This window comes from Microcoleus sp. PH2017_34_RAT_O_A (assembly GCF_020737885.1).
Lineage (GTDB): Bacteria > Cyanobacteriota > Cyanobacteriia > Cyanobacteriales > Microcoleaceae > Microcoleus.
This window is the reverse complement of record NZ_JAEQDD010000015.1, coordinates 34,657-56,796: the sequence shown is the minus strand read 5'-3', so window position 1 is coordinate 56,796 and position 22,140 is coordinate 34,657. Positions and strand designations below refer to the sequence as shown.

Annotated in this window: 27 protein-coding genes and 1 tRNA gene; 14 read left to right on the top strand and 14 right to left on the bottom strand. The window is 45.2% G+C overall.

Features of this window, described 5'->3' with window-relative positions; genetic code table 11:
* Positions 1 to 6: 6 nt before the first annotated feature.
* Positions 7 to 318, bottom strand: coding sequence for a DUF1272 domain-containing protein (locus JGK11_RS07450; protein WP_293175749.1), 312 nt, complete (start codon positions 316 to 318; stop codon positions 7 to 9).
* 35 nt (positions 319 to 353) lie between these two features.
* Complete coding sequence (locus JGK11_RS07445) at positions 354 to 734, bottom strand: hypothetical protein (protein ID WP_293175751.1); 381 nt, start codon at positions 732 to 734, stop codon at positions 354 to 356.
* Positions 735 to 818: 84 nt separating this feature from the next.
* On the opposite strand from JGK11_RS07445, the gene JGK11_RS07440 reads away from it, so the two are divergent.
* The 6 genes from JGK11_RS07440 to JGK11_RS07415 all read left to right on the top strand — a co-directional run bounded on the left by JGK11_RS07440 (position 819) and on the right by JGK11_RS07415 (position 6,179).
* Positions 819 to 953 (top strand): hypothetical protein, encoded by a 135-nt coding sequence (locus JGK11_RS07440; RefSeq protein ID WP_293175753.1) that lies wholly within the window; start codon positions 819 to 821, stop codon positions 951 to 953.
* Positions 954 to 968: 15 nt separating this feature from the next.
* Entirely contained in the window at positions 969 to 1,133 is a 165-nt protein-coding gene (locus tag JGK11_RS07435) for a helix-turn-helix transcriptional regulator (protein ID WP_293175755.1), read from the top strand.
* Positions 1,134 to 1,542: 409 nt separating this feature from the next.
* The gene (locus JGK11_RS07430; protein WP_293175757.1) at positions 1,543 to 3,363 is read left to right on the top strand and encodes an efflux RND transporter periplasmic adaptor subunit; all 1,821 of its coding nucleotides are present in this window, start codon (positions 1,543 to 1,545) and stop codon (positions 3,361 to 3,363) included.
* 286 nt (positions 3,364 to 3,649) lie between these two features.
* Positions 3,650 to 4,915, top strand: a complete 1,266-nt coding sequence (locus JGK11_RS07425; protein WP_293197840.1) for an ABC transporter permease — start codon at positions 3,650 to 3,652, stop codon at positions 4,913 to 4,915.
* Between the two features lie 56 nt (positions 4,916 to 4,971).
* Positions 4,972 to 5,241, top strand: coding sequence for a DUF2442 domain-containing protein (locus JGK11_RS07420; RefSeq protein WP_293211131.1), 270 nt, complete (start codon positions 4,972 to 4,974; stop codon positions 5,239 to 5,241).
* 110 nt (positions 5,242 to 5,351) lie between these two features.
* Positions 5,352 to 6,179, top strand: a complete 828-nt coding sequence (locus JGK11_RS07415) for a methyltransferase domain-containing protein (protein WP_293175763.1) — start codon at positions 5,352 to 5,354, stop codon at positions 6,177 to 6,179.
* Between the two features lie 11 nt (positions 6,180 to 6,190).
* Here JGK11_RS07415 and JGK11_RS07410 read toward each other — a convergent pair whose 3' ends face one another.
* From JGK11_RS07410 to JGK11_RS07375, 8 genes are all read right to left on the bottom strand, one after another.
* Entirely contained in the window at positions 6,191 to 7,654 is a 1,464-nt protein-coding gene (locus JGK11_RS07410) for a class I SAM-dependent methyltransferase (protein WP_293197842.1), read from the bottom strand.
* A gap of 124 nt (positions 7,655 to 7,778) precedes the next feature.
* Positions 7,779 to 8,477 carry a hypothetical protein gene (locus tag JGK11_RS07405; protein ID WP_293197844.1) on the bottom strand — a complete coding sequence of 233 codons (699 nt, stop codon included), beginning with the start codon at positions 8,475 to 8,477 and terminating at the stop codon, positions 7,779 to 7,781.
* A 160-nt stretch (positions 8,478 to 8,637) separates the two neighbouring features.
* Positions 8,638 to 8,886, bottom strand: a complete 249-nt coding sequence (locus JGK11_RS07400; RefSeq protein WP_293197847.1) for a DUF4926 domain-containing protein — start codon at positions 8,884 to 8,886, stop codon at positions 8,638 to 8,640.
* 18 nt (positions 8,887 to 8,904) lie between these two features.
* On the bottom strand, positions 8,905 to 9,237 hold the full coding sequence (locus tag JGK11_RS07395; RefSeq protein WP_293197849.1) for a DUF6883 domain-containing protein: 333 nt from the start codon (positions 9,235 to 9,237) through the stop codon (positions 8,905 to 8,907).
* A gap of 105 nt (positions 9,238 to 9,342) precedes the next feature.
* On the bottom strand, positions 9,343 to 9,846 hold the full coding sequence (locus JGK11_RS07390; RefSeq protein WP_293175773.1) for an NAD(P)H-quinone oxidoreductase subunit J: 504 nt from the start codon (positions 9,844 to 9,846) through the stop codon (positions 9,343 to 9,345).
* On the bottom strand, positions 9,839 to 10,564 hold the full coding sequence (gene ndhK / locus JGK11_RS07385; RefSeq protein WP_265233759.1) for a photosynthetic/respiratory NAD(P)H-quinone oxidoreductase subunit K: 726 nt from the start codon (positions 10,562 to 10,564) through the stop codon (positions 9,839 to 9,841). The genes JGK11_RS07390 and ndhK overlap by 8 nt, the downstream gene beginning before the upstream one ends.
* A complete protein-coding gene (gene ndhC, locus JGK11_RS07380) occupies positions 10,555 to 10,917 on the bottom strand; it encodes a photosynthetic/respiratory NAD(P)H-quinone oxidoreductase subunit C (RefSeq protein ID WP_006635500.1) in 363 nt (120 codons plus the stop codon). The genes ndhK and ndhC overlap by 10 nt, the downstream gene beginning before the upstream one ends.
* Before the next feature lie 277 nt (positions 10,918 to 11,194).
* Positions 11,195 to 11,344, bottom strand: a complete 150-nt coding sequence (locus JGK11_RS07375; RefSeq protein WP_293175776.1) for a hypothetical protein — start codon at positions 11,342 to 11,344, stop codon at positions 11,195 to 11,197.
* A 522-nt stretch (positions 11,345 to 11,866) separates the two neighbouring features.
* Here JGK11_RS07375 and JGK11_RS07370 point away from each other — a divergent pair.
* The 7 genes from JGK11_RS07370 to JGK11_RS07340 all read left to right on the top strand — a co-directional run bounded on the left by JGK11_RS07370 (position 11,867) and on the right by JGK11_RS07340 (position 16,878).
* Complete coding sequence (locus JGK11_RS07370; protein WP_293175778.1) at positions 11,867 to 12,202, top strand: rubredoxin; 336 nt, start codon at positions 11,867 to 11,869, stop codon at positions 12,200 to 12,202.
* Positions 12,189 to 13,202, top strand: a complete 1,014-nt coding sequence (locus JGK11_RS07365; protein WP_293175780.1) for a photosynthesis system II assembly factor Ycf48 — start codon at positions 12,189 to 12,191, stop codon at positions 13,200 to 13,202. The genes JGK11_RS07370 and JGK11_RS07365 overlap by 14 nt, the downstream gene beginning before the upstream one ends.
* Positions 13,203 to 13,258: 56 nt before the next feature.
* A complete protein-coding gene (gene psbE / locus JGK11_RS07360; RefSeq protein ID WP_293144446.1) occupies positions 13,259 to 13,507 on the top strand; it encodes a cytochrome b559 subunit alpha in 249 nt (82 codons plus the stop codon).
* 20 nt (positions 13,508 to 13,527) lie between these two features.
* Positions 13,528 to 13,665 (top strand): cytochrome b559 subunit beta, encoded by a 138-nt coding sequence (gene psbF / locus JGK11_RS07355; RefSeq protein ID WP_006635504.1) that lies wholly within the window; start codon positions 13,528 to 13,530, stop codon positions 13,663 to 13,665.
* Positions 13,666 to 13,674: 9 nt separating this feature from the next.
* Positions 13,675 to 13,797 carry a photosystem II reaction center protein L gene (locus JGK11_RS07350; RefSeq protein WP_293175782.1) on the top strand — a complete coding sequence of 41 codons (123 nt, stop codon included), beginning with the start codon at positions 13,675 to 13,677 and terminating at the stop codon, positions 13,795 to 13,797.
* Between the two features lie 69 nt (positions 13,798 to 13,866).
* On the top strand, positions 13,867 to 13,989 hold the full coding sequence (locus JGK11_RS07345; protein WP_293175784.1) for a photosystem II reaction center protein J: 123 nt from the start codon (positions 13,867 to 13,869) through the stop codon (positions 13,987 to 13,989).
* Between the two features lie 636 nt (positions 13,990 to 14,625).
* Positions 14,626 to 16,878, top strand: coding sequence for a transglycosylase domain-containing protein (locus tag JGK11_RS07340; protein WP_293175786.1), 2,253 nt, complete (start codon positions 14,626 to 14,628; stop codon positions 16,876 to 16,878).
* Between the two features lie 104 nt (positions 16,879 to 16,982).
* Here JGK11_RS07340 and cobA read toward each other — a convergent pair whose 3' ends face one another.
* The 4 genes from cobA to JGK11_RS07320 all read right to left on the bottom strand — a co-directional run bounded on the left by cobA (position 16,983) and on the right by JGK11_RS07320 (position 21,253).
* Positions 16,983 to 17,828, bottom strand: a complete 846-nt coding sequence (gene cobA / locus JGK11_RS07335) for a uroporphyrinogen-III C-methyltransferase (protein WP_293175788.1) — start codon at positions 17,826 to 17,828, stop codon at positions 16,983 to 16,985.
* On the bottom strand, positions 17,825 to 18,559 hold the full coding sequence (locus JGK11_RS07330) for a sirohydrochlorin chelatase (RefSeq protein WP_293211129.1): 735 nt from the start codon (positions 18,557 to 18,559) through the stop codon (positions 17,825 to 17,827). Before JGK11_RS07330 ends, cobA begins: the two co-directional genes overlap by 4 nt.
* Before the next feature lie 143 nt (positions 18,560 to 18,702).
* Positions 18,703 to 19,617, bottom strand: coding sequence for a manganese catalase family protein (locus JGK11_RS07325; RefSeq protein ID WP_363319084.1), 915 nt, complete (start codon positions 19,615 to 19,617; stop codon positions 18,703 to 18,705).
* A gap of 124 nt (positions 19,618 to 19,741) precedes the next feature.
* Positions 19,742 to 21,253 carry a serine/threonine-protein kinase gene (locus JGK11_RS07320; RefSeq protein WP_293211127.1) on the bottom strand — a complete coding sequence of 504 codons (1,512 nt, stop codon included), beginning with the start codon at positions 21,251 to 21,253 and terminating at the stop codon, positions 19,742 to 19,744.
* A gap of 624 nt (positions 21,254 to 21,877) precedes the next feature.
* On the opposite strand from JGK11_RS07320, the gene JGK11_RS07315 reads away from it, so the two are divergent.
* A tRNA-His gene (locus tag JGK11_RS07315) sits at positions 21,878 to 21,950 on the top strand.
* The last annotated feature ends 190 nt before the right edge of the window (positions 21,951 to 22,140 follow it).

Sequence of the window (22,140 nt, the reverse complement as noted above, 5' to 3'; positions counted from 1 at the left end):
AATGCCTTACCGCTTTTCCGGAGCTAAGCTGCCAATTACCGCCACAAGCTTTGCATAAGCCTCTAGATCCACTGGCCTGTATTTGACTTTGGCGATCGCCGGATCGTTGCTAAGATAGTTGTTGTCTCTCCAGTTTTTTGATGGCCTGATTGGTCTCAGAACAAAGCCACCACCACAATTCGGACAAATATTTTTACCCAAAATGCTCTCCACACAGGTAGCGCAAAAAGTGCATTCATAGGTACAGATGCGTGCATCAAGCGAGTCTGGTGGCAACGCCTTGTTGCAATGCTCACAGGTTGGTCTGAGTTCGAGCATATTTTCTCCTATTTGTGACGGCTTTATAACTCTTTCTAGGAATATGTAACCGATGTTTCGCGTTGCGGTGTCATAGATGAAAAGGTTCCTTCACTATAAACACAGAACAGGGGTGGACGGCGATCGTTTGGTTTCCAGCCGTTAGCAATACCATGCAAGATAGCTGTCCGAGCAAATTTGCTAGTGACGATCCAGGCTGCTTTGTGCAAATGGAACACATTACCGCCATCGGTTAAATGGAAACCGTTGATTGGCAACCACGGATAACGCATGATAACAATTAACTGCTCGCCAGATGAAACACTCCCTTGCAAAGTCAAGTAGTCGTCGTCAAAAGAAGGGCGGAAATGCCAACGGAATTCTTGCCCTTCAACATTGATGGTGCGGAAACCTTTTTTCTTCTTAGGGTAAGTCATAGCAACTGTTACCTCGAATGACGATCTTCGCCATAATTATATCAGATATGATATAATATGACACGGATATAGAGGACTAATGTTATGGATCAAGCGAAAAAGAAGCGTCTAGAAGATCGAGGCTGGAAAATCGGATCTGCCTCGGAATTCTTAGAACTTTCACCAGAGGAATCGACCTTAATTGAGATTAAGTTAGCCCTCAGTCTTAATCTCAATTAAGGTCGGCAAAAATTGATGACACAGGCAGAGTTAGCCGATAAAATCAACTCCAGTCAACCTCGTATTGCCAAGGCTGAAAATGGCGAAGATTCGGTTTCTATTGAACTGTTAATACGCGCAATCCTGGCAACAGGTGCAACGCCTCAAGATATAGGGAAAATTATTGCTCAAGCAGGATAGAAATGATGGCGCAGGTTTCGAGCATATAATTGACTATCGGTAATATCAGGTCGTGAGTTGATGACTCCTTCACTTTGCCAGTAAGCAACAAGTTCTGCTCCAGTTTTAGGTGGGTTACTCAGAACTTCTCTGATCGATAAAACACGTAGTATGTACTCAGATAAAGGTAGGTTTAGTCGTAAGGCTTCAGTAGATAGTTGACTTTCTAACTCCGGCGGTAACTCTAATTGAATGCTCATGTCTGCGTTCCTCATCGATCGAGATTCTCAATTGATCGTAGCTGATTTCATTATTATCCAAAATAATCCGACACAACACCACAACCAAAAAAAATTAGCCAGACTTAAATTGAACCTTTTCGGTTCCCGATCGGTCAAAATGAAGCAGACGCCCGATCGGTCTAACTTATATGTACTTCCTAAAGCAGTTTCAGATTAAAAAAGGGCTGACTCCCTGGTTAAGCGGACTCCTCGCTGCCTCCCTACTCGCCGGAGTCGGCTACACAGCTTACAGCCAACTCGCAGTCAAATCGCGCCGTGAAAGCAGACGCAAGGAAAAAACCGTTGCTGTAGAAAGGGTGAATTTGCCGATCGCCATTTCCGCAAATGGCACAATAGTACCCGAAAGGAGTGTTAACGTCAGCCCCAAAACTTCAGGAGTGCTCAAAACTTTACTGGTTAAAGAAGGAGACACTGTTAAAACAGGGCAGATTCTCGCCCAAATGGATGACTCCAACCTGCAAGGACAATTGACTCAAAATCGCGGACAACTCGCCTCAGCCGAAGCCAACTTGCAAAAATTACTCAATGGTAATCGAGTCGAAGATATTGCAGTAGCAAAGGCTCAATTAGCTGAACAACAAGCCAGTTTGGAAAAATTACTTAACGGTAATCGCACTCAGGATATTGCCGCCGCCCAAGCCCAAGTAAATGAACAACAAGCAAACCTGCAAAAATTGCTCAATGGGAATCGCAGTCAAGATATTGCAGCAGCAAAGGCCCAATTAGCAGAACAACAAGCAACTCTTCAAAAATTGCTCAAGGGCAATCGCCCTGAAGATATTGCCCAAGCGCAAGCTAAACTTAGGGATGCTGAATATGCCAAAAAACAAGCAGAAGAAGACTTTCAAAGAAATCAGGAACTCTACACATCGGGGGCCATTTCTCTTCAAATTGTGAATACTTCTCGCACCGCGCGCGATCGAGCTCAAACTCAAGTCAGACAAGCTCAACAAGCTGTAGCTTTGTTGCAAGCTGGTTCGCGCCCGGAAGACATCGCTGCTGCGCGGGCCGCAGTTGAACAAAAACAGCAAGCTTTGGCGCTAATTCAAGCTGGTGCTCGCCCGGAAGATATTGCGGCTTCCGCAGCAGCAGTCGAGCAAAAACGGCAAGTTTTGGCAGGAGTGCGATCGGGGGCGCGATCCGAAGACATCGCCGCTTCCGAAGCCGCAGTGGAGCAAAAACAGCAAGCTTTGGCACTAATTCAAGGTGGTGCTCGGCCGGAAGAAATTGCGATCGCCCGGGCTCAAGTTCTCTCGGCTAAAGGTAGTCTCCAAACAGTCCAAGCGTTGATTAATGATACGAAAATTCGCGCTCCTTTCAGCGGTACTGTCACCCGCAAATATGCCGATCCAGGAGCTTTTGTGACACCGACAACAGCAGGTAGTGCGGTGACATCGGCAACTTCTTCTTCGATTTTGTCTTTAGCTTCAAAAAATCAGGTTGTGGCGAATGTGGCAGAAAGTAATATTGCTCAAATCCGCCTCGGCTTAAATGCGTCTATTCAAGCTGATGCTTATACGGGAAAGACTTTTACTGGGAAAGTTAATCAAATTTCACCTCAGTCAATTGTCCAGCAAAATGTTACCAGTTTTGAGGTAAAAGCTTCAATTCTTGATGATGCTAAAAAACTATTGCGATCGGGAATGAATGTGAATGTGGAGTTTAAGGCGGGTGAGTTGAAGGATGTTTTAGTTGTCCCGACTGCGGCGATTGTTCGTCAAAAAAAGGAAACGGGAGTGTTTGTGACTGGTGGTGAAGATGGGAAGCCTTTGTTTGTGCCGATTAAGACGGGGATGACGGTTGATGATAAGACGGAAGTGCGATCGGGCTTGAAGGGAAATGAAAAGGTTTTTATTAGTTTCCCCCCTGGCTTGCGGCCTAAATCTCAAACTCCATCATCGGGCGGAATTCCAGGTTTGCAGCCGGGTGGTGGAAGTCGTTTGCGTTAGATCGGATATTTTGCACTATTTGGAATAATCTTTTCTGGGCGGGCTAGAAGCCCACCCCACAAGCAGAAAATTGATCTATTGTGGAACAGGCATCTTGCCTGTTCATAAAAAGAGATATTTTGCACTATTTGCAATAATCTTTTCTGGGCGGGCTAGAAGCCCACCCCACAAGAAAATTGAATTTTTGTGGAACAGGCATCTTGCCTGTTCATGAAAAAGTACAAGATTTGAGTAGTAGAAATTTGCCCGCTCAATAACAAATAACAAATAACAAATAACCGATAACATGAAATTAAAAACTCCCCCAGTTATTAACAAAATCTCAAATGTTCAAATTATGTTCATGGCGACTGAGGCGCTGTGGAATAATAAGTTGCGTACCAGTTTGACGATGCTGGGCGTGATTATTGGCATATCTTCGGTGATTGCGATTACTTCGGTGGGCCAGGGAGTACAAAAGTCTACTGAGGAACAGTTGAAGGCTTTGGGTACTAATGTGCTGTTGGTTTTATCTGGTGCTTCGCGATCGGGCGGTGTTAGTCAGGGTAGTGGTTCTGCTTCTACTGTGACATGGGATGACGCTAGGGCGATCGGCAAACAAGCACCGGCAGTTAAGGCGATTTCGGCGTTTTTGCAGCGCCAAGTGCAAGTTGTTTATGGCGGACAAAATTCATCTACTTCTATATTAGGAACTGATTTAAATTACCCCGATGTGAAGAACATTCAACCTCAAGCAGGACGGTTTTTTAATGAGGATGAATTGAATGCTGCTGAACCAGTTGTTGTCCTTGGTTCTAAGGTGCGAGACGAGCTTTTTGGAGTTGGTGCTAATGCCCTATCAGCCGATGTTCGCATTCAGGGAGGGCGCTACAAGGTAATAGGAGTGATGGAACCCAAGGGTTCGGTAGGGGGTACGGATCAGGACGATCGCGTGTATATTCCCCTGAAAAATATGTCGGCTCGAATTGTGGGTAGAAATTCTTTGGCTGGAATTGCCATCTCTGGTTTTTGGTTACAAACTACGGGGGAATCGGATTTAGCTGATGCTCAATTTCAAGTAGAAAATATCATGCGTTTGCGCCACAATATCTATCCGCCACAACCGGATGATTTTCGAGTGATTAATCAAGTTGATATTGTGAATACTTTCAGCAATGTGGTAGGTTTGTTTACAGTGATGGTAGTGGCAATCGCCGGAATTTCCCTGGTAGTTGGCGGCATCGGGATTGCTAATATTATGTTGGTGTCAGTTGTGGAGCGCACTAAGGAAATCGGGATTCGCAAAGCTGTAGGTGCTACCAATGCAGCTATTTTGATTCAATTCATGGCTGAATCGATTTTAGTTTCGACTGTGGGCGGTACGGCTGGTATTGGGTTGGGAATTGCGATCGCCTTTGGGGCCGCGACAGCATTTAGTTTTCCGTTTGTAATTTCAGTATGGTCGATCGCAGCCGGTTTTGGACTATCCTTTACAGTAGGCTTATTGGCTGGAGTATTGCCGGCACGGAATGCCGCTCGCTTAGATCCGATCGCAGCTTTGCGGAATGATTGAAGTTAGTGGCGATGGTCTGTCATTGTGCTATTATTTCTACTACAATAATCCTCATTATGAAACCTGAGCGCATTGTTTCTGCTAAAGTTATTGACGATAATACCTTGATGGTTAAGTTTGCTAATCTTGAAATCAAAAAATATGACATCTCTAAGTTATTAGAGAATCCGATGTTTGCGACGTTACGTAATCCTGGGTTTTTCAGAAACTTTAAAATTGAGCCTGGTGGTTATGCACTGGTTTGGAATGAAGATATCGATCTCAGTGAATATGAAATTTGGCAGAATGGAATTACTTGCACGGATGCGGAATGTAACAGTATGTAAACAGGCTTAAGTCAGCCAGTAGAAAGCATTTGGACACTTTACAATCGTTTACATAGTTGTGTTTTAAAGCGCCGACTTACTTACATTAAATCTATTCATCATTTTGCTCTATGAACAACCAACCTAAATTAGACAAATACAAGCAAGAAATCGCAGATTTGTACACCCGCAGAAGTCAAAATTATGACAATAGCGATTGGCATTTGCAGATTGCTCAGCGTCTCGTTGAATACGGGCGAGTCAGTCGCGGACAGCAGGTTTTAGACATTGCAACGGGAACGGGTCATGTGGCGATCGCAGCCGCTCAAATTGTCGGTACTGAAGGTCTAGTTATTGGCGTAGATATTTCGCATGGAATGCTCGATGTAGCCAGAAAAAAAGCTCTCGAATTAAAGCTTAATAATACAGAATTTTTGCTAAGGGATGCCGAAAATATCGACTTACCACGTAATGTTTGCGATCGCATTTTTTGCTCTTCAGCCTTCATTTGGATGTCTAATCTGCACGCAGCCCTCACTCACTGGCATCGATTTCTCAAACCAGGAGGAATAATTGGCTTTCATGCCTTTGCCGACACCGCTTTTGTAGGCGGAGTTGTGACGCAGAAAGTAGCCGAAAAATACGGCATTTCCTTCAATATGAGCAAACCCACAGGCACTGTTGAAAAATGCCGAAACCTGCTCGAAAAAGCAGGATTTAAACAGATAGAAATTAAAATCGAACAAGATGGCAGCTATATCAGTTTAGAAAAAGCAAAAGCAATGTGGGCCGGAAATTCTCATCCCGCCCCTGGACAATATCCGCCGCCGTTATCAACACTTTCAACCGAGCAATTAGCACAAGCCAAGGCCGAATTTGAAGCAGAAATAGAAGCATTGCAAACCCAGCAAGGAATTTGGAACGATATCACCACTTTTTACGTATTCGGTCAAAAATAGCAGAACTATACTCATCCGCGTGCATCTGCGGTTACAAACTCCGAATCTGCCAGCAGTGCCAGATTCAGACAATTTAAGACACTCGATTTGATCGGACGCTTTTCATCCCAAAATACGATCGCAGAATAAAACTTAATTGCAGCCGATGAATTCAAAAGCTCAAAAGTTTGACGTGCAACTCCCTCATCATCAAAACTTAGGAAGTAAACAGTATCATCAAAAACTACAGGTTTATTAGCGATTTCGCCGATTAACCTAAACTCCAATTTTTTATAAAGCCCGCCGATCGCAATTTTCCAAGGTTTGAAGGTATAATCGCCCACTCCAAAAATCGCAAATCTAGGGTTATTTTCATAAATTTTGCTTTTTCGATTATCTAGATATTGCCCGCGAGACTCCAGATATCGCCCCGTTTTAGGGGCAATTTTTTGGATATTTTCCGTTGATTCCCCGATATTTTTTTGAGTAATTAGCATATAGCGATCGGTAGCATTAATTCGATTTTGAGCAACACCAGATCCTTTGATCATGGGAAACAGATAAGTTTCCTCAATATCAGCAACTTCTCCCAATTTATTTACAAAATAATTGTCAATTTTCTTAAATTCCATTACACTAGAACAGTTATGCTTTACACCCGATCGCCATTTTGTCCCTGAATCCACCGCATATAAATTACTCAATTTACTGAAAGCATCGATATCCTTAACCAAGAGATTATTATGATATCCAATTCGGTGACAGTCCGAAGTTTCTAAACTGCTAAATACATCACAGAAGTAGTTTCGCGAATAACTGTCAAATTTGCAAACTAACAAACAAGCATCAACATTTGCATCAAAATATTTTTTGGCATCTATTGTGTAAGTTGCACAGTCAGCGAGATAGAGTTTTTGAGAGTGAATGTAATTCAATAACTTTCTAGCAGTAGAAGTCTTGCAAAGCATGGCCAGATAAGCATCGCGCTTTTGCAGCCATTGCACCGCCTGAATCAGCATCCATTCTGAGATATCAAAGTTACTCTTACCTGTGAGAGCATCTAAGCCTTTGTGATTTTGAAAGTTGTTTTTTTTAGGTAAATTTTCGCTACCAAAAGTTCCTTGTTGTGAGTTTGTCACCCAAGGAAAATTGCCGAGTACAAGCAGTCTATTTGTGTATTGATCAACTAACGATTTCCAATTAAATCGAAAGAAATCTCCATGAAAAATATCGCATCTCTCATCCTGAAATAATTGCTTATTTAGTCTGATTTCTGTTAAGTAATTTTGATTTATTTCAACCCCGATAATCTTCGCTGCGGATGGAAACGAACGTGCAGCAGCTTCAATAAAATTACCGACTCCGCACGTCGGCTCAATGATAGTGTTTGGATTGACATTAAGTTCTACTAATTTTCGACATACCATCTCGGCTAATGCCGGCGGTGTCTGAAAATCGCCGTATTCTAGTCTTGTTTTGCGATCGTTGGAACTCATCGGTTAGATTTATAAACTGCGATAACGCCTTCCTGTTGTCCAGCGCGCTCAATGACTCTTCCATACTGAAGTCGCCACTGCAACGCATTAGAAATAGTCAAAAATCCTTGCAATGGTGGATTTCTCAGTATTTCGTCGTCTCATCTACCTTAAGATAATCAAACAAGTCTTCTCTAACATTAGGAAAAAGCTCGGAAGTTAGTAGGGTGAAAAGAACTTTCCTTGCTAAATTGTATTCCTTTTGCTGGATTTTTAGATAATCAGTGTCGGTGTCATCTTTCACAATGTGAACATGAACACGATTTCTAATCTGACGGAGATATGGAAGGTTCTTAAAGAATTCGTCATTTCCCAATGCAACAAGCTTTTTTGACTCGACGCGCTGGCACATTTTATCAAAACTCATTTCTTGGTAAATTTCTGGCTTAACCTTTTCAAAGATTTCCATATTAATTTTTTTCTTCTTCCCATCAGAATCTTCAAACTCCTGCCCTGATAACTTGCGATAGGATTTCCATGAAGTAGTTGCAGCTTTACCGCGTGCGCGAAGTAGGTAAAAAAATAGAGCCTCAATAATTGAACACGCTACTATGATGAACGTTTTCGCGTTTTGATTCCAAAGAACGGAAGTAAGATTTAAGTCTTCGCCACAGCGATGTATAAATTCGAGGTGTTGAAGCGAGTAAGCAATATTCTTTTGCAGCCCTCTACACTCTTTCTCTTCATAGTGTGGTATTGGAACCATGAATTGTTTAAGATAATTTTCCAAATCCGATACTGACTTTGGAAGCCATTTATTTCCCTGTTTCTTCAGTGTAAGCATTGTTTTCGTTAAGCATTTTTCATTTGAGCTACTATCCCTATTCTAGATGTCTTATTGACAACTTTCCGATGCAGGCGATCTCTGCTACTGCTCGTGCACTGCGCTGACATGGCCTACGACAATTTGCCAGACTGCGGGTCCATGGGTGTTGTTGTACCACTTATGCTGTAACCATTTCGGGTTTGATATTAGGTGATGCTGGCTCGAAGTACAAAACCATGATTTGCTCTGGATTCAGTCCGACAGATTCATAAGTGCGTCCGTTGCGATCGCAAAATTCAACCTCAAACGCTGCACCATCAGCCAACAGTTCAACCACTGTCCCAACTTGTCCGCGCCAGAGATTGTATTCAGGAATATCAACGGTCAAGGCAACAACATCTAGTAATTTAATTGTATTATTTACCACTTTTATTACCTCCCGGCACTACAAAGGATAGCAGGTTGTTAATCTCGGAATTTCCGAATCATGCTCAATAATCCAGCCACTCCGAAGGGTTGCACTTCTATTTTGCCATTCAATCGTGAAATCTAGGGTGTACCGTTGCCCGAACCCATCCCGCCTCCCTAACTGAGCTTCATGACTTTGAATTACTTCAAGCAAAATTTGGCGCAATTCCTCCGCATTGTCAGGCATCATCCCCAGAATTGACGAAAACAGCCGCGCTTTGTGTTTACCATCATCGTGTTCTGGATTTAGGCAGTAGTCACGAAGTTTACGAATATCAACAACTGCATTTCCTGCATTTGGAATGAGCATAGAAAATAGGAACCAGTTAATGAAAAAAACAGAGGGCGAGTTTTGCATAAAACTTGACTGCAAAAGTCAAATTTTATACTCTAAACCCGCCCTCGCAAAACTCGCTTAATAAGCGTCTTGCAATTCGTAAAAATCAGGCGAAATATAATCTTTCCGCAGCGGCCAGCCCACCCAATCTTCGTTCATCAAAATCCGTTTCAGATTCGGATGTCCTTCGTAGACGATGCCGTACATATCGTAGGATTCCCGCTCTTGGAAATCTGCTGCTTTCCAAATCCAGTAAACTGATGGAACTCTCGGATCTTCGCGGGGAATAAATACTTTGACGCGGACTTCTTCGGGGTGCGAAGCGTTGTCCGTCAATTTAGCCAAGTGGTAGACGCTGACTAAATCTTGTCCAGGGCCTTGGTCGTAGGCGCACTGGTACTGCATATAATTGAACCCGTAGGCGTACAGTGCTGTTGACATCGGAATTAGGAATTCTCGATCGACCTTTAAGATCTCCACACCCAAATTATCAGCAGCTAAAGCCTCGTGATCGAAGCCATTCTGAGTCAACCACTGAGAAACCTTCCCAGCTTCAACAATCGCAGATTCTGTCTCAGCCACGTTGTACCTCCTGTTTTTGTCCTGCAAGCAGGGCGGGCGGTACGGGCATTCCCATTGCTTCCGTCAACTCCTTCGGTGGGGCTATCCGCCCGGGAATTGACAAATATTTGCCATCCAAAATGTCGTCTACTACTTTCATTTTGTGGGGTCTGGTGTAGTAGCGGTGAGTCGGTAACAAGTTAGCCCTTTCTTGCATTGAGTCGTTGGCGATTTTTTTCCGCAGTTTGATAATTGCGTCAATAATCGCTTCGGGACGCGGGGGACAGCCGGGGATGTACACATCTACGGGGATAAGTTTGTCAACGCCTCTGACTGCTGTGGGGGAGTCTACGCTGAACATTCCACCGGTGATCGTGCACGCGCCCATGGCGATCACGTACTTGGGTTCGGGCATTTGTTCGTACAGCCGCACCAAGATGGGGGCGTACTTCATGGTAATTGTACCTGCGGTGATTAACAGGTCAGCTTGTCTGGGGCTCGATCGCGGTACTAAGCCGAATCTGTCGAAGTCAAAGCGCGAACCAATCAAAGCTGCAAATTCGATGAAGCAGCAAGCCGTGCCGTAAAGCAACGGCCACAGGCTGGAAAGTCTCGCCCAGTTATAGATGTCATCAACCGTGGTTAGGATGACGTTCTCTGATAATTCGGATGTGACTTGCGGCCGCTCTGCCGGATTGACAATTAGGGATTTTTGTGATGTATCAGAACTTAAGACCATTCTAAGGCTCCTTTGCGCCATGCATATACAAGAGCAATAACGAGGATCGTGATGAAAAACAAGGCTTCGATGAAAGCCAAGAGTCCTAGCTGGTTGAAAGCAACCGCCCAAGGGTAGAGGAATACGGTCTCTACGTCGAAGATGACGAAGACCAGGGCGAACATATAATATCGGATGTTGAACTGAATCCAGGCTCCGCCGATCGGCTCAACGCCAGATTCGTAGGTAGTGCGTCGGTCGTAGGGACGACTTTTGGGCCGCAGTACCTTAGACGCCGTGAGGGCGAGGATAGGCACTAGGCTCGAAATTAACAGGAAGCCTAAAAAATACTCGTAGCCGCTAAGTGCAAACACGGTGAATAATTACTGCCTCTGTGAAAGGGTTATTTGACATACTCCCCAACCTAAAGGCATGGGGATTGTGGATTTAAACAGCAAAAGCAAGCACGGCTTGTCTGATATTGCCTAGCACGATAGTTGATGCCCCAACTTATTTGAGATTTTTTGGATTTATACAGTTGAGACCGGATTTTTACATCTCGCGAATCAACAATACATAAATACATAACTTATCATAAAAGCCGTCTGATCGGGACACGGGGCTTTAGGCCCAATTTTTCGGTAACAGAAATTACTGGTCGATCGAGATTAATTGTCCATCTTCTGCAATAATTTTTAATGTATATTTTAATAAAACCGCAATCTCAGGATTGGGTAAACGATATTCTAACTGCCTGTGGAAGACGGGCGGCTGCCTGTGGACGCTGAGTAAGACCATCATCGACGCTTTGTGTCGAACACCCTTGTGGTGTCCCTAACGTGGTATCGGCGGTTGAGACGGGAAACCTCGAAGACGAATAAGACCGTCCTAATCTGAGTGTTGGTTGGCAGCCCCAACTATAACGAAGCTTAGTTGAGGTACTTCACCAACAAAATCGGTCTGAAGCCCCGTCCTTCTAGGACGGCTTCGCGTTAGAAGATCTAGAAAGGCAAGTAAGAACAACCATCTACGTGTTGAAACAATATCAAAAGGTGTAACTCCTGATTTAGCTCGCCTCGACTCGATCGTAGCGAGAGTTAAACAAGCAATAGTGAATTGTTGAGCGTACCTAACTGGCGGGCGTGATGGACTCTGAAAGTATAAAAAGATCAAAGTAAGCGCAATTGCAATACTTCTGGTGTTAGTAGTTGTTTTGAGCGTGTAGAGGCGATTTGTCAGCGCCTTTAAGACTCAAATTGTGGTCTTAAGAATCTCCGTGGCTAAAGCCCGGAGAGTGTCAACTGACCTACTCTTTTTGGAACTATGAGCGATCGAGCCACTGAGACTAAGACCCTCGATCGGCACGAGTGCCGCGCCTGCGGCTACGTCTACGATCCGAAAAAAGGGAATCCTAAAAATGACATTGCCCCTGGCACAGCTTTTGAAGATTTGCCCGCTACTTGGGTTTGTCCCGTTTGCGCGGGCCGCAAGTCGGTCTTTCAAAATCTGGGTCAGATGGAAGGAGTATCGGGATTTAAAGCAAATCAGCGCTACGGTGTCGGCGTCAACGGCATGACCGAAGGTCAAAAAAGTTTGCTGATTTTTGGCGGCTTGGTCGTTGGTTTCTTGTTGTTACTTAGTATGTATGGTTTGCAGTAAAACGATTGTGAGATTTTGGCAACGAATTGTAATGTTATTGGCGGCTGCACTCATCTGTACGAGTTGCAGCACGATCGGTTCTGTGAGTTACAACCCTTGGCAAGTGATTTCCTTGCCAACAGAAGCTAATTTACAGGATATTGCCTTTACGGGAAATGCCCAGCACGGCTGGGTTGTTGGTTCTGAGGCGACTCTGTTTGAAACGATCGACGGCGGGACTAACTGGAAGCCAGTAGCACTGGATATAGACGAGCCGAGATCGCGTTTTGCGTCGGTGAGTTTTTCCGGTTCCGAAGGCTGGATTGTCGGTCAGCCTTCGGTTTTGCTCCACACAGAAGATGAGGGCAAGTCTTGGACGCGGATTGCTTTAAGCTCTCAGTTACCAGGTTCTCCGAGTACGATCGCCGCTATTGGCCCAAATACGGCTGATATGACGACGGATGTCGGGGCGATTTACCGGACTTCTGACGGTGGCAAAAATTGGAAAGCGATCGTGCAAGATTCTTTTGGGGTAGTTCGCAATATCAACCGCTCGGAAGACGGGCAGTATGTTGCGGTATCCTCGAAAGGTAATTTCTACTCCGTGTGGAGACCAGGACAACAAGCTTGGGAACCCCACAACCGCAATAGTTCTCGCCGCTTGCAAAACATGGGCTTTACCAAGGACGGGCGTTTGTGGATGCTCGCCCGCGGCGGTCAGATTCAGTTTAGCGATCCGTCCAATCCTGAAGGTTGGGGAAAACCGTTTTTTCCCGATCGCAAAGCGAGTTGGGGTTTGCTAGACATGGCTTACCGGACTGATAATGAAGTTTGGGTAGCCGGCGGCGGCGGCAATTTGCTGTGCAGTTTGGATGGCGGGAAAACTTGGCAAAAAGACCGCGAAGTTGAGGACGTTCCTGCTAATTTTTACAGGATTGTCTTTATGGGCCCCGATCGCGGATTCGTGATTGGTGCGAGCGGTACTCTACTTAAATATCAAGGTTCAGCGCAAGCTGCTTGATAGTAGAATAGTAATAGAGATTGTCTGTCGATTTGTTGTTGAAAGGAGGATTCTAAATGGCCGGTACAACTGGAGAACGTCCGTTTGGGGACATTATTACAAGCATCCGTTATTGGGTAATTCACAGCCTCACCATTCCAGCTTTGTTTATTGCTGGATGGCTGTTTGTGCAAACTGGTTTGGCTTACGATGCTTTCGGAACTCCTCGCCCTAACCAGTATTTCACAGAGCAGCGCGAAGAAGTTCCGATTATCTCGGATCGCTTTGAAGCTAAGAAACAAGTAGATCAGTTCATTGGCAAGTAATTTTACAAGGATTTGGAAAAATGACGAGCAGAACGCCAAACAATGAGCCAATTTCGTATCCGATTTTTACGGTACGCTGGTTGGCCGTTCATACTTTAGGTGTCCCAACGATTTTCTTTTTGGGCGCGATCGCAGCAATGCAATTTATTCAACGATAGGAGTTTATAATGCCTGAACGCGCCCCTAATCCCAACGAGCAGCCAGTCGAGTTAAACCGGACTTCTCTTTATTTGGGTTTATTGCTGATTTTTGTGTTGGGGATTTTGTTCTCCAGTTATTTCTTTAACTAACTGGTGGTTCAGTTCAATCTCTGTGATTCAATCCAATTTGTTTAGCTGTGAATTAGTGAGGTGATCGCTATGTTTAGTGAAAGTGGCAGAATTCCTTTGTGGCTGGTAGCTACTGTCGCAGGTCTCGGTGCTCTGAGCATTTTGAGCCTTTTCTTCTACGGTGCTTATGCCGGTTTGGGTTCTTCGATGTAAGGACAATATTGCGTATTTTACGCCTAAAACCTCCCTTGAAAAAGGGGGGTTTTAATTAATTCAGTCTTAGACGCAACCGTCACACTAAATAAAGGTACGTAGTTGCGCTCTTTGCGCTCTTATCGCAATCCTCGCAGGATTTTCATGAGTACCTGTAGGGACTTAGGTCAAGCCGTGTCCCTGATTGATTTAGGCGAAATCACATTTATGTTCGCCGCCCGTGATAATGATTTAGGATGGCTATATATATTAAGATCGGAGCGCAAAGAGCGCAACTACGTACCTAAGAATTAGCCTCGATCGAGGTCGATCAAACAATCCGAACAATTGTTTTGTAGCAAAAGTTTTGATAAATGATATAAATCGAGGATAAATGTTAGATAAACAGTTCATTGTTTAGGAAATTTATAATATTTTGCTGGGAATCGCTAGTAGGACTAAAGTCCGAACGATCGAACATTTTTAATTTTAGGTAATTGACAGGACACGGTATAAATCTAAAATCTAAAATCTAAAATCTAAAATCTAACATCGACGGTCGATCGCCCAAAGTATGGGACAGATCCTGAAAATAGCCAAAAGTTGCGAGTAGAATGATTCAAGAGCCGATCGCTCGATCGTAGTCCATAGCGAAATATGACCCCACCGCAGCCGCCCCGCAAACCTCAAACCGTCTTGGGTGCGATTACCCAAGCAGTCCAGACAATTGCCAAGGTTAATTTTAACCAGCTAGCCCTGAAACCAAATGCCAAAGTACCCGAACTGTGGGTACAGGATGCAGGTGCGGCTAAAGCTGAGGTTTATCCGCTATTGGGCGATCGATATCTGTTAGGTCGATCGTCCAAAGCTTCAGATATTGTAGTTCGCAATCCCGTTGTCAGTCACGTACACCTATCCCTGTCGCGGGATACTCGACGGCGAACACCTTTTGTAATTAAAGACGAAGACTCTACCAACGGCATTTACAGAGGGAAAAGACGAATTAAAAGTATGTCCCTCCGTCACGGAGACGTGTTCACATTAGGGCCGCCGGAACTCGCCGCCGCCGTCAGAGTTCAGTACGTAGATCCGCCACCTTGGTATTTAGAATTTTTGCGTTACAGCTTTTACGGTGTTAGCGGAATCACCACTCTGATAGCTATTTTGGTTGGTGTTGAATCGACCAAGTTTCAAGTGCGGCCTCTACCGAGAAGTATCAACGGCCCTGTGATTGTTTACGCCCGCGACGGACAAACTCCGCTGCGTCCCCCTCAGAATAACGCTCACTTAGAATTGAAGCAATTGCAGGATTTTTCGCCTTATTTATCCAAGGCGGTACTTGCTTCGGAAGACAGCCGCTACAATTGGCATTTGGGCGTAGATCCGATCGGCGTTTTGCGGGCGCTGTTGACCAATGTGCGCGGGGGAGGAATTCGCGAAGGCGGTAGCACTCTGACGCAGCAGTTAGCGCGGAGTTTGTTTCGAGATTATGTAGGTACTCAAGATTCGGGCGGACGCAAATTCCGGGAAGCAGTAGTTGCTTTGAAACTAGAGAGTTATTACAGCAAAGATGAGCTGTTGCTGACTTATTTAAATCGCGTGTTTTTGGGAATTGACCTCTACGGTTTTGAGGATGCGTCTCGATTTTATTTTGCCAAGTCGGCGAAGGATTTGACTTTATCGGAGGCGGCGACTTTGGCGGGGATTTTGCCTGGGCCAAACAGTTTTAATCCGATTCAAAATTATCAGTTGGCGGTGCAGTATCGCGATCGAGTAATCGAACGGATGCGAGCAATGGGGACGGTTTCTCAGGAAGAAGCCGATCGCGCGAGGCGATCGCGAATTGACATCAATCCCAAAGCCCGCCAATACCTGCAAAGTACGATCGCGCCTTATTTCTACAATTATGTATTTGACGAATTGGAGTTTTTGTTGGGGGAGCAGTTAGCCAGAGAAGGCAATTTTATTGTAGAAACAGGCTTAAATCCAGGTCTGCAAAAAGTAGCTGAATCTTCCCTCAAAAATGCCGTAGAAAATGCCGGAGCGAATGCAGGTTTTTCTCAAGGAGCTGTAGTAACTCTCAATTCTACAACCGGGGAAGTCTTAGCATTAGTTGGGGGTGTAGATTACTTGCAAAGTCAGTTTAATCGGGCTACCCAAGCATTGAGACAGCCCGGTTCTACATTTAAGATTTTCACCTATGCCGCCGCCCTAGAACGCGGAATCCCACCCAGTAAGACTTATTCTTGCGAGCCGCTTTCTTGGGGAGGACAAAGTTACAATGGCTGCGCCAGAACCAGCGGTAGCACTGATATGTATCGGGGTTTAGCACAGTCGGAAAATCCCATTGCTTTGAGAGTCGCGCAAGATGTCGGTTTAGACAATGTAGTGGGCATGGCCAGACGTTTGGGGATTACATCTCCCCTGCGTTCTTCCCCCGGTTTAGTGTTAGGTGAAAGTGAAGTTAACGTATTGCAATTAACGGGTGCGTTCGGGGTTTTGGCGAACCGGGGTTTGGGGAATCGCCCCCACGTAATCAAGCGAATTATTGACAGCAGCGACTGCAAAGATCGAAATGATTTTAAAAGTTGTCGGGTGATTTATGACTATCAAAAAGATGGCGTTGCCAATCGACAGTTAGTTTCTGAAGGCGTCGCGGATACGATGACTGATATGCTGCAAGGAGTTGTTCGGGGAGGTACGGGTAGCAGTGCTGCTTTGGGCTTGGGAGAAGCTGGAAAAACAGGCACGACTAATGATAATAAAGATTTGTGGTTTGTCGGTTATATTCCCAGCCAGCAACTGGTGACAGGAGTTTGGTTGGGAAATGATGATAATTCTCCGACTGGCGGAGGTAGTGCAAATGCGGCTCAGTTGTGGGGGGAATATATGCGGCAGGTGGCGCGTTGAACATAGGTTTGTAGAAAAGACACGGCGGTTAAAACCGCGTCTACACAGACAAAACCCGCCTCCGCGGGTTGAAGACAAAGATTGTTAAATTTAATTTGTTTTGTTCAGTCTGCGGAGGCAGAAATCGTTTGTGTAGGTGCGGTTTCAACCACCGTCTGATGTGGCCGACAGCCAGACAATATAGAGTGCAAATTAACGACATTTCCGATTACGGCGATCGCAGGTGCGGAAAATCCAGTCGCCTCAACTTGCTCTACAATTGTACTCAAAGTGCCAATCAATTCCTCTTGTTCCGGCCGCGTTCCCCAGCGCACTAAGGCTACGGGCGTTTCTGCGCTCAATTCGGCTGCTGTTAACTGGCCGATGATATAAGGCAAATTGTGGATTCCCATGTATACTACAATAGTTTCGGAGCCGCGGGCGATCGCCTGCCAATTAACCTCCGGCCGATATTTTCCCGCCGATTCGTGGCCGGTGACAAAAGTGACTGACGAACTGTACGATCGATGTGTTAACGGAATTCCCGCATAAGCCGGGGCCGCAATTCCCGAAGTGACACCGGGTACAACTTCTACCGAGACTCCAGCTTTTACCAAATCTTCCATTTCTTCGCCGCCGCGCCCAAAAATAAACGGATCGCCGCCTTTGAGACGAACTACGATCGCATTATCTTGAGCTTTGTCTATCATTAACTGAGTAGTTTCGTCCTGCATTAACGAGTGACGGCCTTTGCGTTTCCCGGCATCAATTCGTTCTGCTTGGGGGTTGATGACTGCCAAAATTTGAGGGCTGACTAAAGCGTCGTAAATCACCACATCCGCGCACTCTAACAGCGCTTTTCCCTTCAAAGTCATCAAACCCGGATCTCCGGGGCCTGCACCTACTAAATACACTTTACCTAAAGACATTTTTCTTGCTTCCTTGACCTCTTCTGTGTCTTTGCGATTCATTTTTGAATTAAATCCCGAATTAAGTCTGCTAATTCTACACTGGCGCCTAGAGGATTTGCGAGATGAAGTTCTGCCGTGGGAAATTGCTGCTGTAGCTGCTCGACATTTTTGGCGATCGCATCTGTAATTCCTCCATTAAATAAGAAGTATGGCACAATTCCTATTTGCTGCTGTCCATCACGAACTAAACTGTCAATTCGTTCTTCCAAACTCGGCTTTACTGACCAATAAGCAGTCTCTGCGCCGAGTTGGCTGGCGATTTCTTCAAATGTCGAGTTACCTCCGGGGCGGCGGCTGCCGTGAGATAGTACAATCCATTTTGGGGATAGCAAATTGGGGACAAAAGCTAGCTCTTGCATCTGAGTTTTGAGCAAGTTTGTTAAGCCTGCTACTTGGGAACCTAAATGCGGGCGCACTTCTATGTTTAACCGGGAACCAAAAGTTTTCTGGGCAATTTCCACCTCTGCGGGTATGTCGTCGGCGACGTGAACTCCGGGTAATAAAAATACGGGCAGGATTTGCAAATGAGTCAGTCCGAGGGAGAGGGTACGTTCGCCAAAACTGCAAATTTGTTCGTGGAGTGGCGCGGGGCCGAGTTCTAGGGTGGCGGTGGCGACTGCGGGGAAGGAGTGGGCCAAATTATCAGACAGCAGTTGAGCCAGGTTTTCCAAAGCTACTTGCGGTCTGGGGTCGCGGCTGCCGTGAGAAACTAATAGGTAAGTCGATCGCAATTTCAATAGGGATTTGATGTTAATGGTCGATCGGGATGTTGAATAATTCTAACATCAGGGAGCCGCAACTCCTAAAAAAAACCGAACGCCGAAATCCCCGACTTCTTTAAGAAGTCGGGGATAACAGTTGCCGAATATTCTGATTAACCTTGAGGAGTAGGCTCGGCGACGTACTTGAAAGTAGGTTCAGAGTTCAAAGCAGTTGGTTGGTCTTTGCCATCACTAGACAAATTAAAGAACAAATCTACTGTTGAATCTGGCGCGATATTTCCGAAGAACGGATCGGTAAGTTTGCCCATCGCTTCCAAAGCTTTCATGAACATTTGAGTGTGGGAAATTTCCCGAGTCAGCAAGAAGTGCAGCGTCTTTTTCGTTCCCGCATCCGGCGCTAGTTCAATCAATGCTTCGTAGGTTTGGCGAGCTCCTGCTTCCGCACCGATATTAGCGCGCAAATCGCGGACAACATCGCCGCCTTCGTTGACGTAAGCAGCACTCCAAGCTTGACCTTGGCTATCCAACAAGTGCGGGCCTACACCTCTGACTGCAAACAAAGTGCTTTTGTAAGCTTCTGTTTGGTCAACGTTTTTGGTGTGAGCTTCGATCAGTTTGCCAACCATTTCTAAGTGGCTGAATTCTTCGATCGCAATATCTTGGAGCATATCCTTAATCTCTGCATTTTCACAGTGAAAGGACTGCACCCAGTATTGCAAAGCTGCTGTCAGTTCTCCGGTTGCTCCGCCAAACTGTTCTAGCAGCAGTTGGGCAAAACGGGGGTTGGCTTCGTCTACTGTTACCGCAGACATTAGTGGCTTTTTGTGAAAAAACATCGATCGATACCTCTCTTTAGTTCGGTTGTTACAGTCGTCAGATTTCCGACTGTATCTGTGTTTACCTTCAGCATCCATTGTGCGACAAGCGATCGCACTGAACCTCGCTCGTTGGATACATCTAGCGGGAGCCATTGCTCTGCTTTCAGGTAGAGTTAAGTTATTGGGCATCGGGAATTGGGCATCGGGAATTGGCCAAACAGGGCAGTGGCCAAACAGGTCATTGGGCATTAGTCATTAGTCATTAGTGCTGTCCCTGCTCGCGAACGCTATTAGTCATTAGTTATTGGTTATTAATTATTGCGAAATATTCAAAAATAACAAATAACAAATAACAAATAACAAATATCAATAGTCAATTGTTGTTGCATTCGGTTAGCTTTGCTGACAAGGCATCGAGGTGTCGCAGCCACTGAATGCCACCAACCCAACTGCGAGATGGCAGGTGTCCGATTGGTGCTTGCTGAGTAAATTTAAGTTGTCCTGAAGCAGTAGCAGAATTGTAGGTTTGCCAGTTTACCCGATCGCAAAATCTGACATAATCTCCCTTGACGCTTTCATAGATTTCCTTTTGGACGCTGAAGCCAAACCGACCTTGACTGTAGTGCAGCCACAGGCGATCGACTATTTGCAAATCTTCGCATGGTAACTTGTAAATTTGGCTGATTTCTAGCTGAATTCCCGGTGTCAGCGATAGAGATTGACACATCACGGCCCAAGTTTCGCGATCGGCTTCTTTCCACTTTTTAGTTGACAAACAATCCCGCAGTTTGGTATAATCAACTCCCGCTGCTGAAATCATGGTAGAATCGAGATTTGAAATCCTTGATAAGGACAAAGTTTCTGCGGAATTGGCGGTAGTTTTGGTCGGTGAAATCGGAGGCTCAGAAGTTGGCAGGGCTTTGAAATAAGGCGAGTTGTCGGTATTAATGAGAGTTTGGGCGATCGGCTTTTTCGGCACAACCAAATTTTGCTGGCGAATATCTAAAACTGCATTGATATCTTGCAAAACTTCCGCCGCAAAACTGTAGCGCTGACAAAGATGAGTTTGTAGCAATTTATCTAAAATCTCACCTAACTCGGCGCTAATACTCGTGCCTTTGGGGAGAAACTCGCGCCACCACCAGCGCTCGGTTTTACAGTCGTACATATCCAACGGCGGAACTTGCGTCATCAGGCGAATGCAAGTAACACCTAAACTGTAAAGGTCGCTAGCAGGAAATACTTTACCGCGCATTTGTTCGGGAGCTATATAATCTTGACTCCCGATCAGCGTTGCTGAACGGAGTATAGCTGAATCAGTCAGCAGTTTGGCAATGCCGAAATCGATCAATACGAGTTTGTTGTCCGACTGGCGGCGGATAATATTTTCAGGTTTGATGTCGCGGTGAATGACGCGGTTGTCGTGGATGAATTGCAGCACGGGTAATAAGTCTTGCAGCAGTTGCCAAATTTGATTTTCATCGCAGACACTTTGGTCTAATTCTTCTTTGAGAGTCGGCCCGTCTATAAACTCTTGAACTAAATAAATATGACCTTCTTGTTCAAATGCAGCTAATAAAGTGGGAATTTGCGCGTGTTTTCCCAGTTCGTCTAAACGGACTGCTTCTTGGTGGAATAATTCAAGGGCTTTGTTGAAAATTACTGGATCGCGATCGCGAAAATAAAATTGCTTGAGGGCACAGCGCGGTTGCGAGGGGATGTCTTCATCAATGGCGAGGAAAGTTTTGCCAAATCCACCTCTTCCTAAGAGTTTAATCGGGCGATACCGCTGTCTCAACAATAGGTTAAAGCCGCAGTTCAAGCAAAGTTTTTCTGTGAGTGAATTTTCGGGATTTTGACATTCTGGGTTAATACAGTAGCTCATAGGGATTTGAGATTTTATATTTTAGATTTTGGATTGTGAAGAAGTTTTTTAAATGCACCGCTTTCATAGTCTCCTTGCTTCGCGGGGCGAAGGAAGAGAGATAAGAGAAGAAAATTAGTTGACAATAGACGCACACATGGATATAAGGCTATTCTATTCCGCTGGGCCCGATCGCGATGTTATACAATGTGCACGGCGCCCCAAGCTGACACAGATCCGGGCGCGCGACAGCTTGCTGCGCGGGCGTTTCATTTACATTCCGAGACGCAACTGGCACATTAACCAAAGGTATGCGGTTGCGCTGTCTTCACTCTTGGCGCCACAATCTACCTCAAAAAATCTTTAACTATTGTCACACTTGCGTCGAGGACTTATCTCATGTCCAGTAATGAAAGTTCGCAAAAGCGGACTTCAGTCCGCATAATGCGGACTGAAGTCCGCACTACGAACCAATTTTATTGTGCGATCGCCCAAATCGAAAATTGTGCTAAACTCGGGCTGTGCGCTGAATTTCAGGCACAATTGATGCCGATCGGTTTAGGGAGGCTGAAAAATATTTTGAAATTTTTTTGCTTTACCCCTAGACTTGTGCTGAGATGTTATGTTATAGTTGAAAACGTTATGGCGAGTGTAGCCAAGTGGTTAAGGCAGTGGTTTGTGGTACCACCATTCGTGGGTTCAATTCCCATCATTCGCCCTTTTGATTTTATTGTGCAGAATTAACAAAGGTACGTTGTTGGGCTTCAGCCCTCTTTAGGCGTATATATAAAGAGGGCTCGCATCCCAACAACGTACCTAATTCTCTGATGACTGTAAAACCACCTTGGGTTTCGCCTGTATAGACGCGGTTTCTAACCGCCCAGTCTTCCAATATGCTAATCTTAAAT

Bases quoted from the DNA above. Each gene is read 5' to 3' on its own strand.
- JGK11_RS07450 (WP_293175749.1), bottom strand. From the start codon at position 318: ATGCTCGAACTCAGACCAACCTGTGAGCATTGCAACAAGGCGTTGCCA.
- JGK11_RS07445 (WP_293175751.1), bottom strand. From the start codon at position 734: ATGACTTACCCTAAGAAGAAAAAAGGTTTCCGCACCATCAATGTTGAA.
- JGK11_RS07440 (WP_293175753.1), top strand. From the start codon at position 819: ATGGATCAAGCGAAAAAGAAGCGTCTAGAAGATCGAGGCTGGAAAATC.
- JGK11_RS07435 (WP_293175755.1), top strand. From the start codon at position 969: ATGACACAGGCAGAGTTAGCCGATAAAATCAACTCCAGTCAACCTCGT.
- JGK11_RS07430 (WP_293175757.1), top strand. From the start codon at position 1,543: ATGTACTTCCTAAAGCAGTTTCAGATTAAAAAAGGGCTGACTCCCTGG.
- JGK11_RS07425 (WP_293197840.1), top strand. From the start codon at position 3,650: ATGAAATTAAAAACTCCCCCAGTTATTAACAAAATCTCAAATGTTCAA.
- JGK11_RS07420 (WP_293211131.1), top strand. From the start codon at position 4,972: ATGAAACCTGAGCGCATTGTTTCTGCTAAAGTTATTGACGATAATACC.
- JGK11_RS07415 (WP_293175763.1), top strand. From the start codon at position 5,352: ATGAACAACCAACCTAAATTAGACAAATACAAGCAAGAAATCGCAGAT.
- JGK11_RS07410 (WP_293197842.1), bottom strand. From the start codon at position 7,654: ATGAGTTCCAACGATCGCAAAACAAGACTAGAATACGGCGATTTTCAG.
- JGK11_RS07405 (WP_293197844.1), bottom strand. From the start codon at position 8,477: ATGCTTACACTGAAGAAACAGGGAAATAAATGGCTTCCAAAGTCAGTA.
- JGK11_RS07395 (WP_293197849.1), bottom strand. From the start codon at position 9,237: ATGCTCATTCCAAATGCAGGAAATGCAGTTGTTGATATTCGTAAACTT.
- ndhK (WP_265233759.1), bottom strand. From the start codon at position 10,564: ATGGTCTTAAGTTCTGATACATCACAAAAATCCCTAATTGTCAATCCG.
- JGK11_RS07375 (WP_293175776.1), bottom strand. From the start codon at position 11,344: ATGATGGTCTTACTCAGCGTCCACAGGCAGCCGCCCGTCTTCCACAGG.
- JGK11_RS07370 (WP_293175778.1), top strand. From the start codon at position 11,867: ATGAGCGATCGAGCCACTGAGACTAAGACCCTCGATCGGCACGAGTGC.
- JGK11_RS07365 (WP_293175780.1), top strand. From the start codon at position 12,189: ATGGTTTGCAGTAAAACGATTGTGAGATTTTGGCAACGAATTGTAATG.
- psbE (WP_293144446.1), top strand. From the start codon at position 13,259: ATGGCCGGTACAACTGGAGAACGTCCGTTTGGGGACATTATTACAAGC.
- psbF (WP_006635504.1), top strand. From the start codon at position 13,528: ATGACGAGCAGAACGCCAAACAATGAGCCAATTTCGTATCCGATTTTT.
- JGK11_RS07350 (WP_293175782.1), top strand. From the start codon at position 13,675: ATGCCTGAACGCGCCCCTAATCCCAACGAGCAGCCAGTCGAGTTAAAC.
- JGK11_RS07345 (WP_293175784.1), top strand. From the start codon at position 13,867: ATGTTTAGTGAAAGTGGCAGAATTCCTTTGTGGCTGGTAGCTACTGTC.
- JGK11_RS07340 (WP_293175786.1), top strand. From the start codon at position 14,626: ATGACCCCACCGCAGCCGCCCCGCAAACCTCAAACCGTCTTGGGTGCG.
- cobA (WP_293175788.1), bottom strand. From the start codon at position 17,828: ATGAATCGCAAAGACACAGAAGAGGTCAAGGAAGCAAGAAAAATGTCT.
- JGK11_RS07325 (WP_363319084.1), bottom strand. From the start codon at position 19,617: ATGCCCAATGACCTGTTTGGCCACTGCCCTGTTTGGCCAATTCCCGAT.
- JGK11_RS07320 (WP_293211127.1), bottom strand. From the start codon at position 21,253: ATGAGCTACTGTATTAACCCAGAATGTCAAAATCCCGAAAATTCACTC.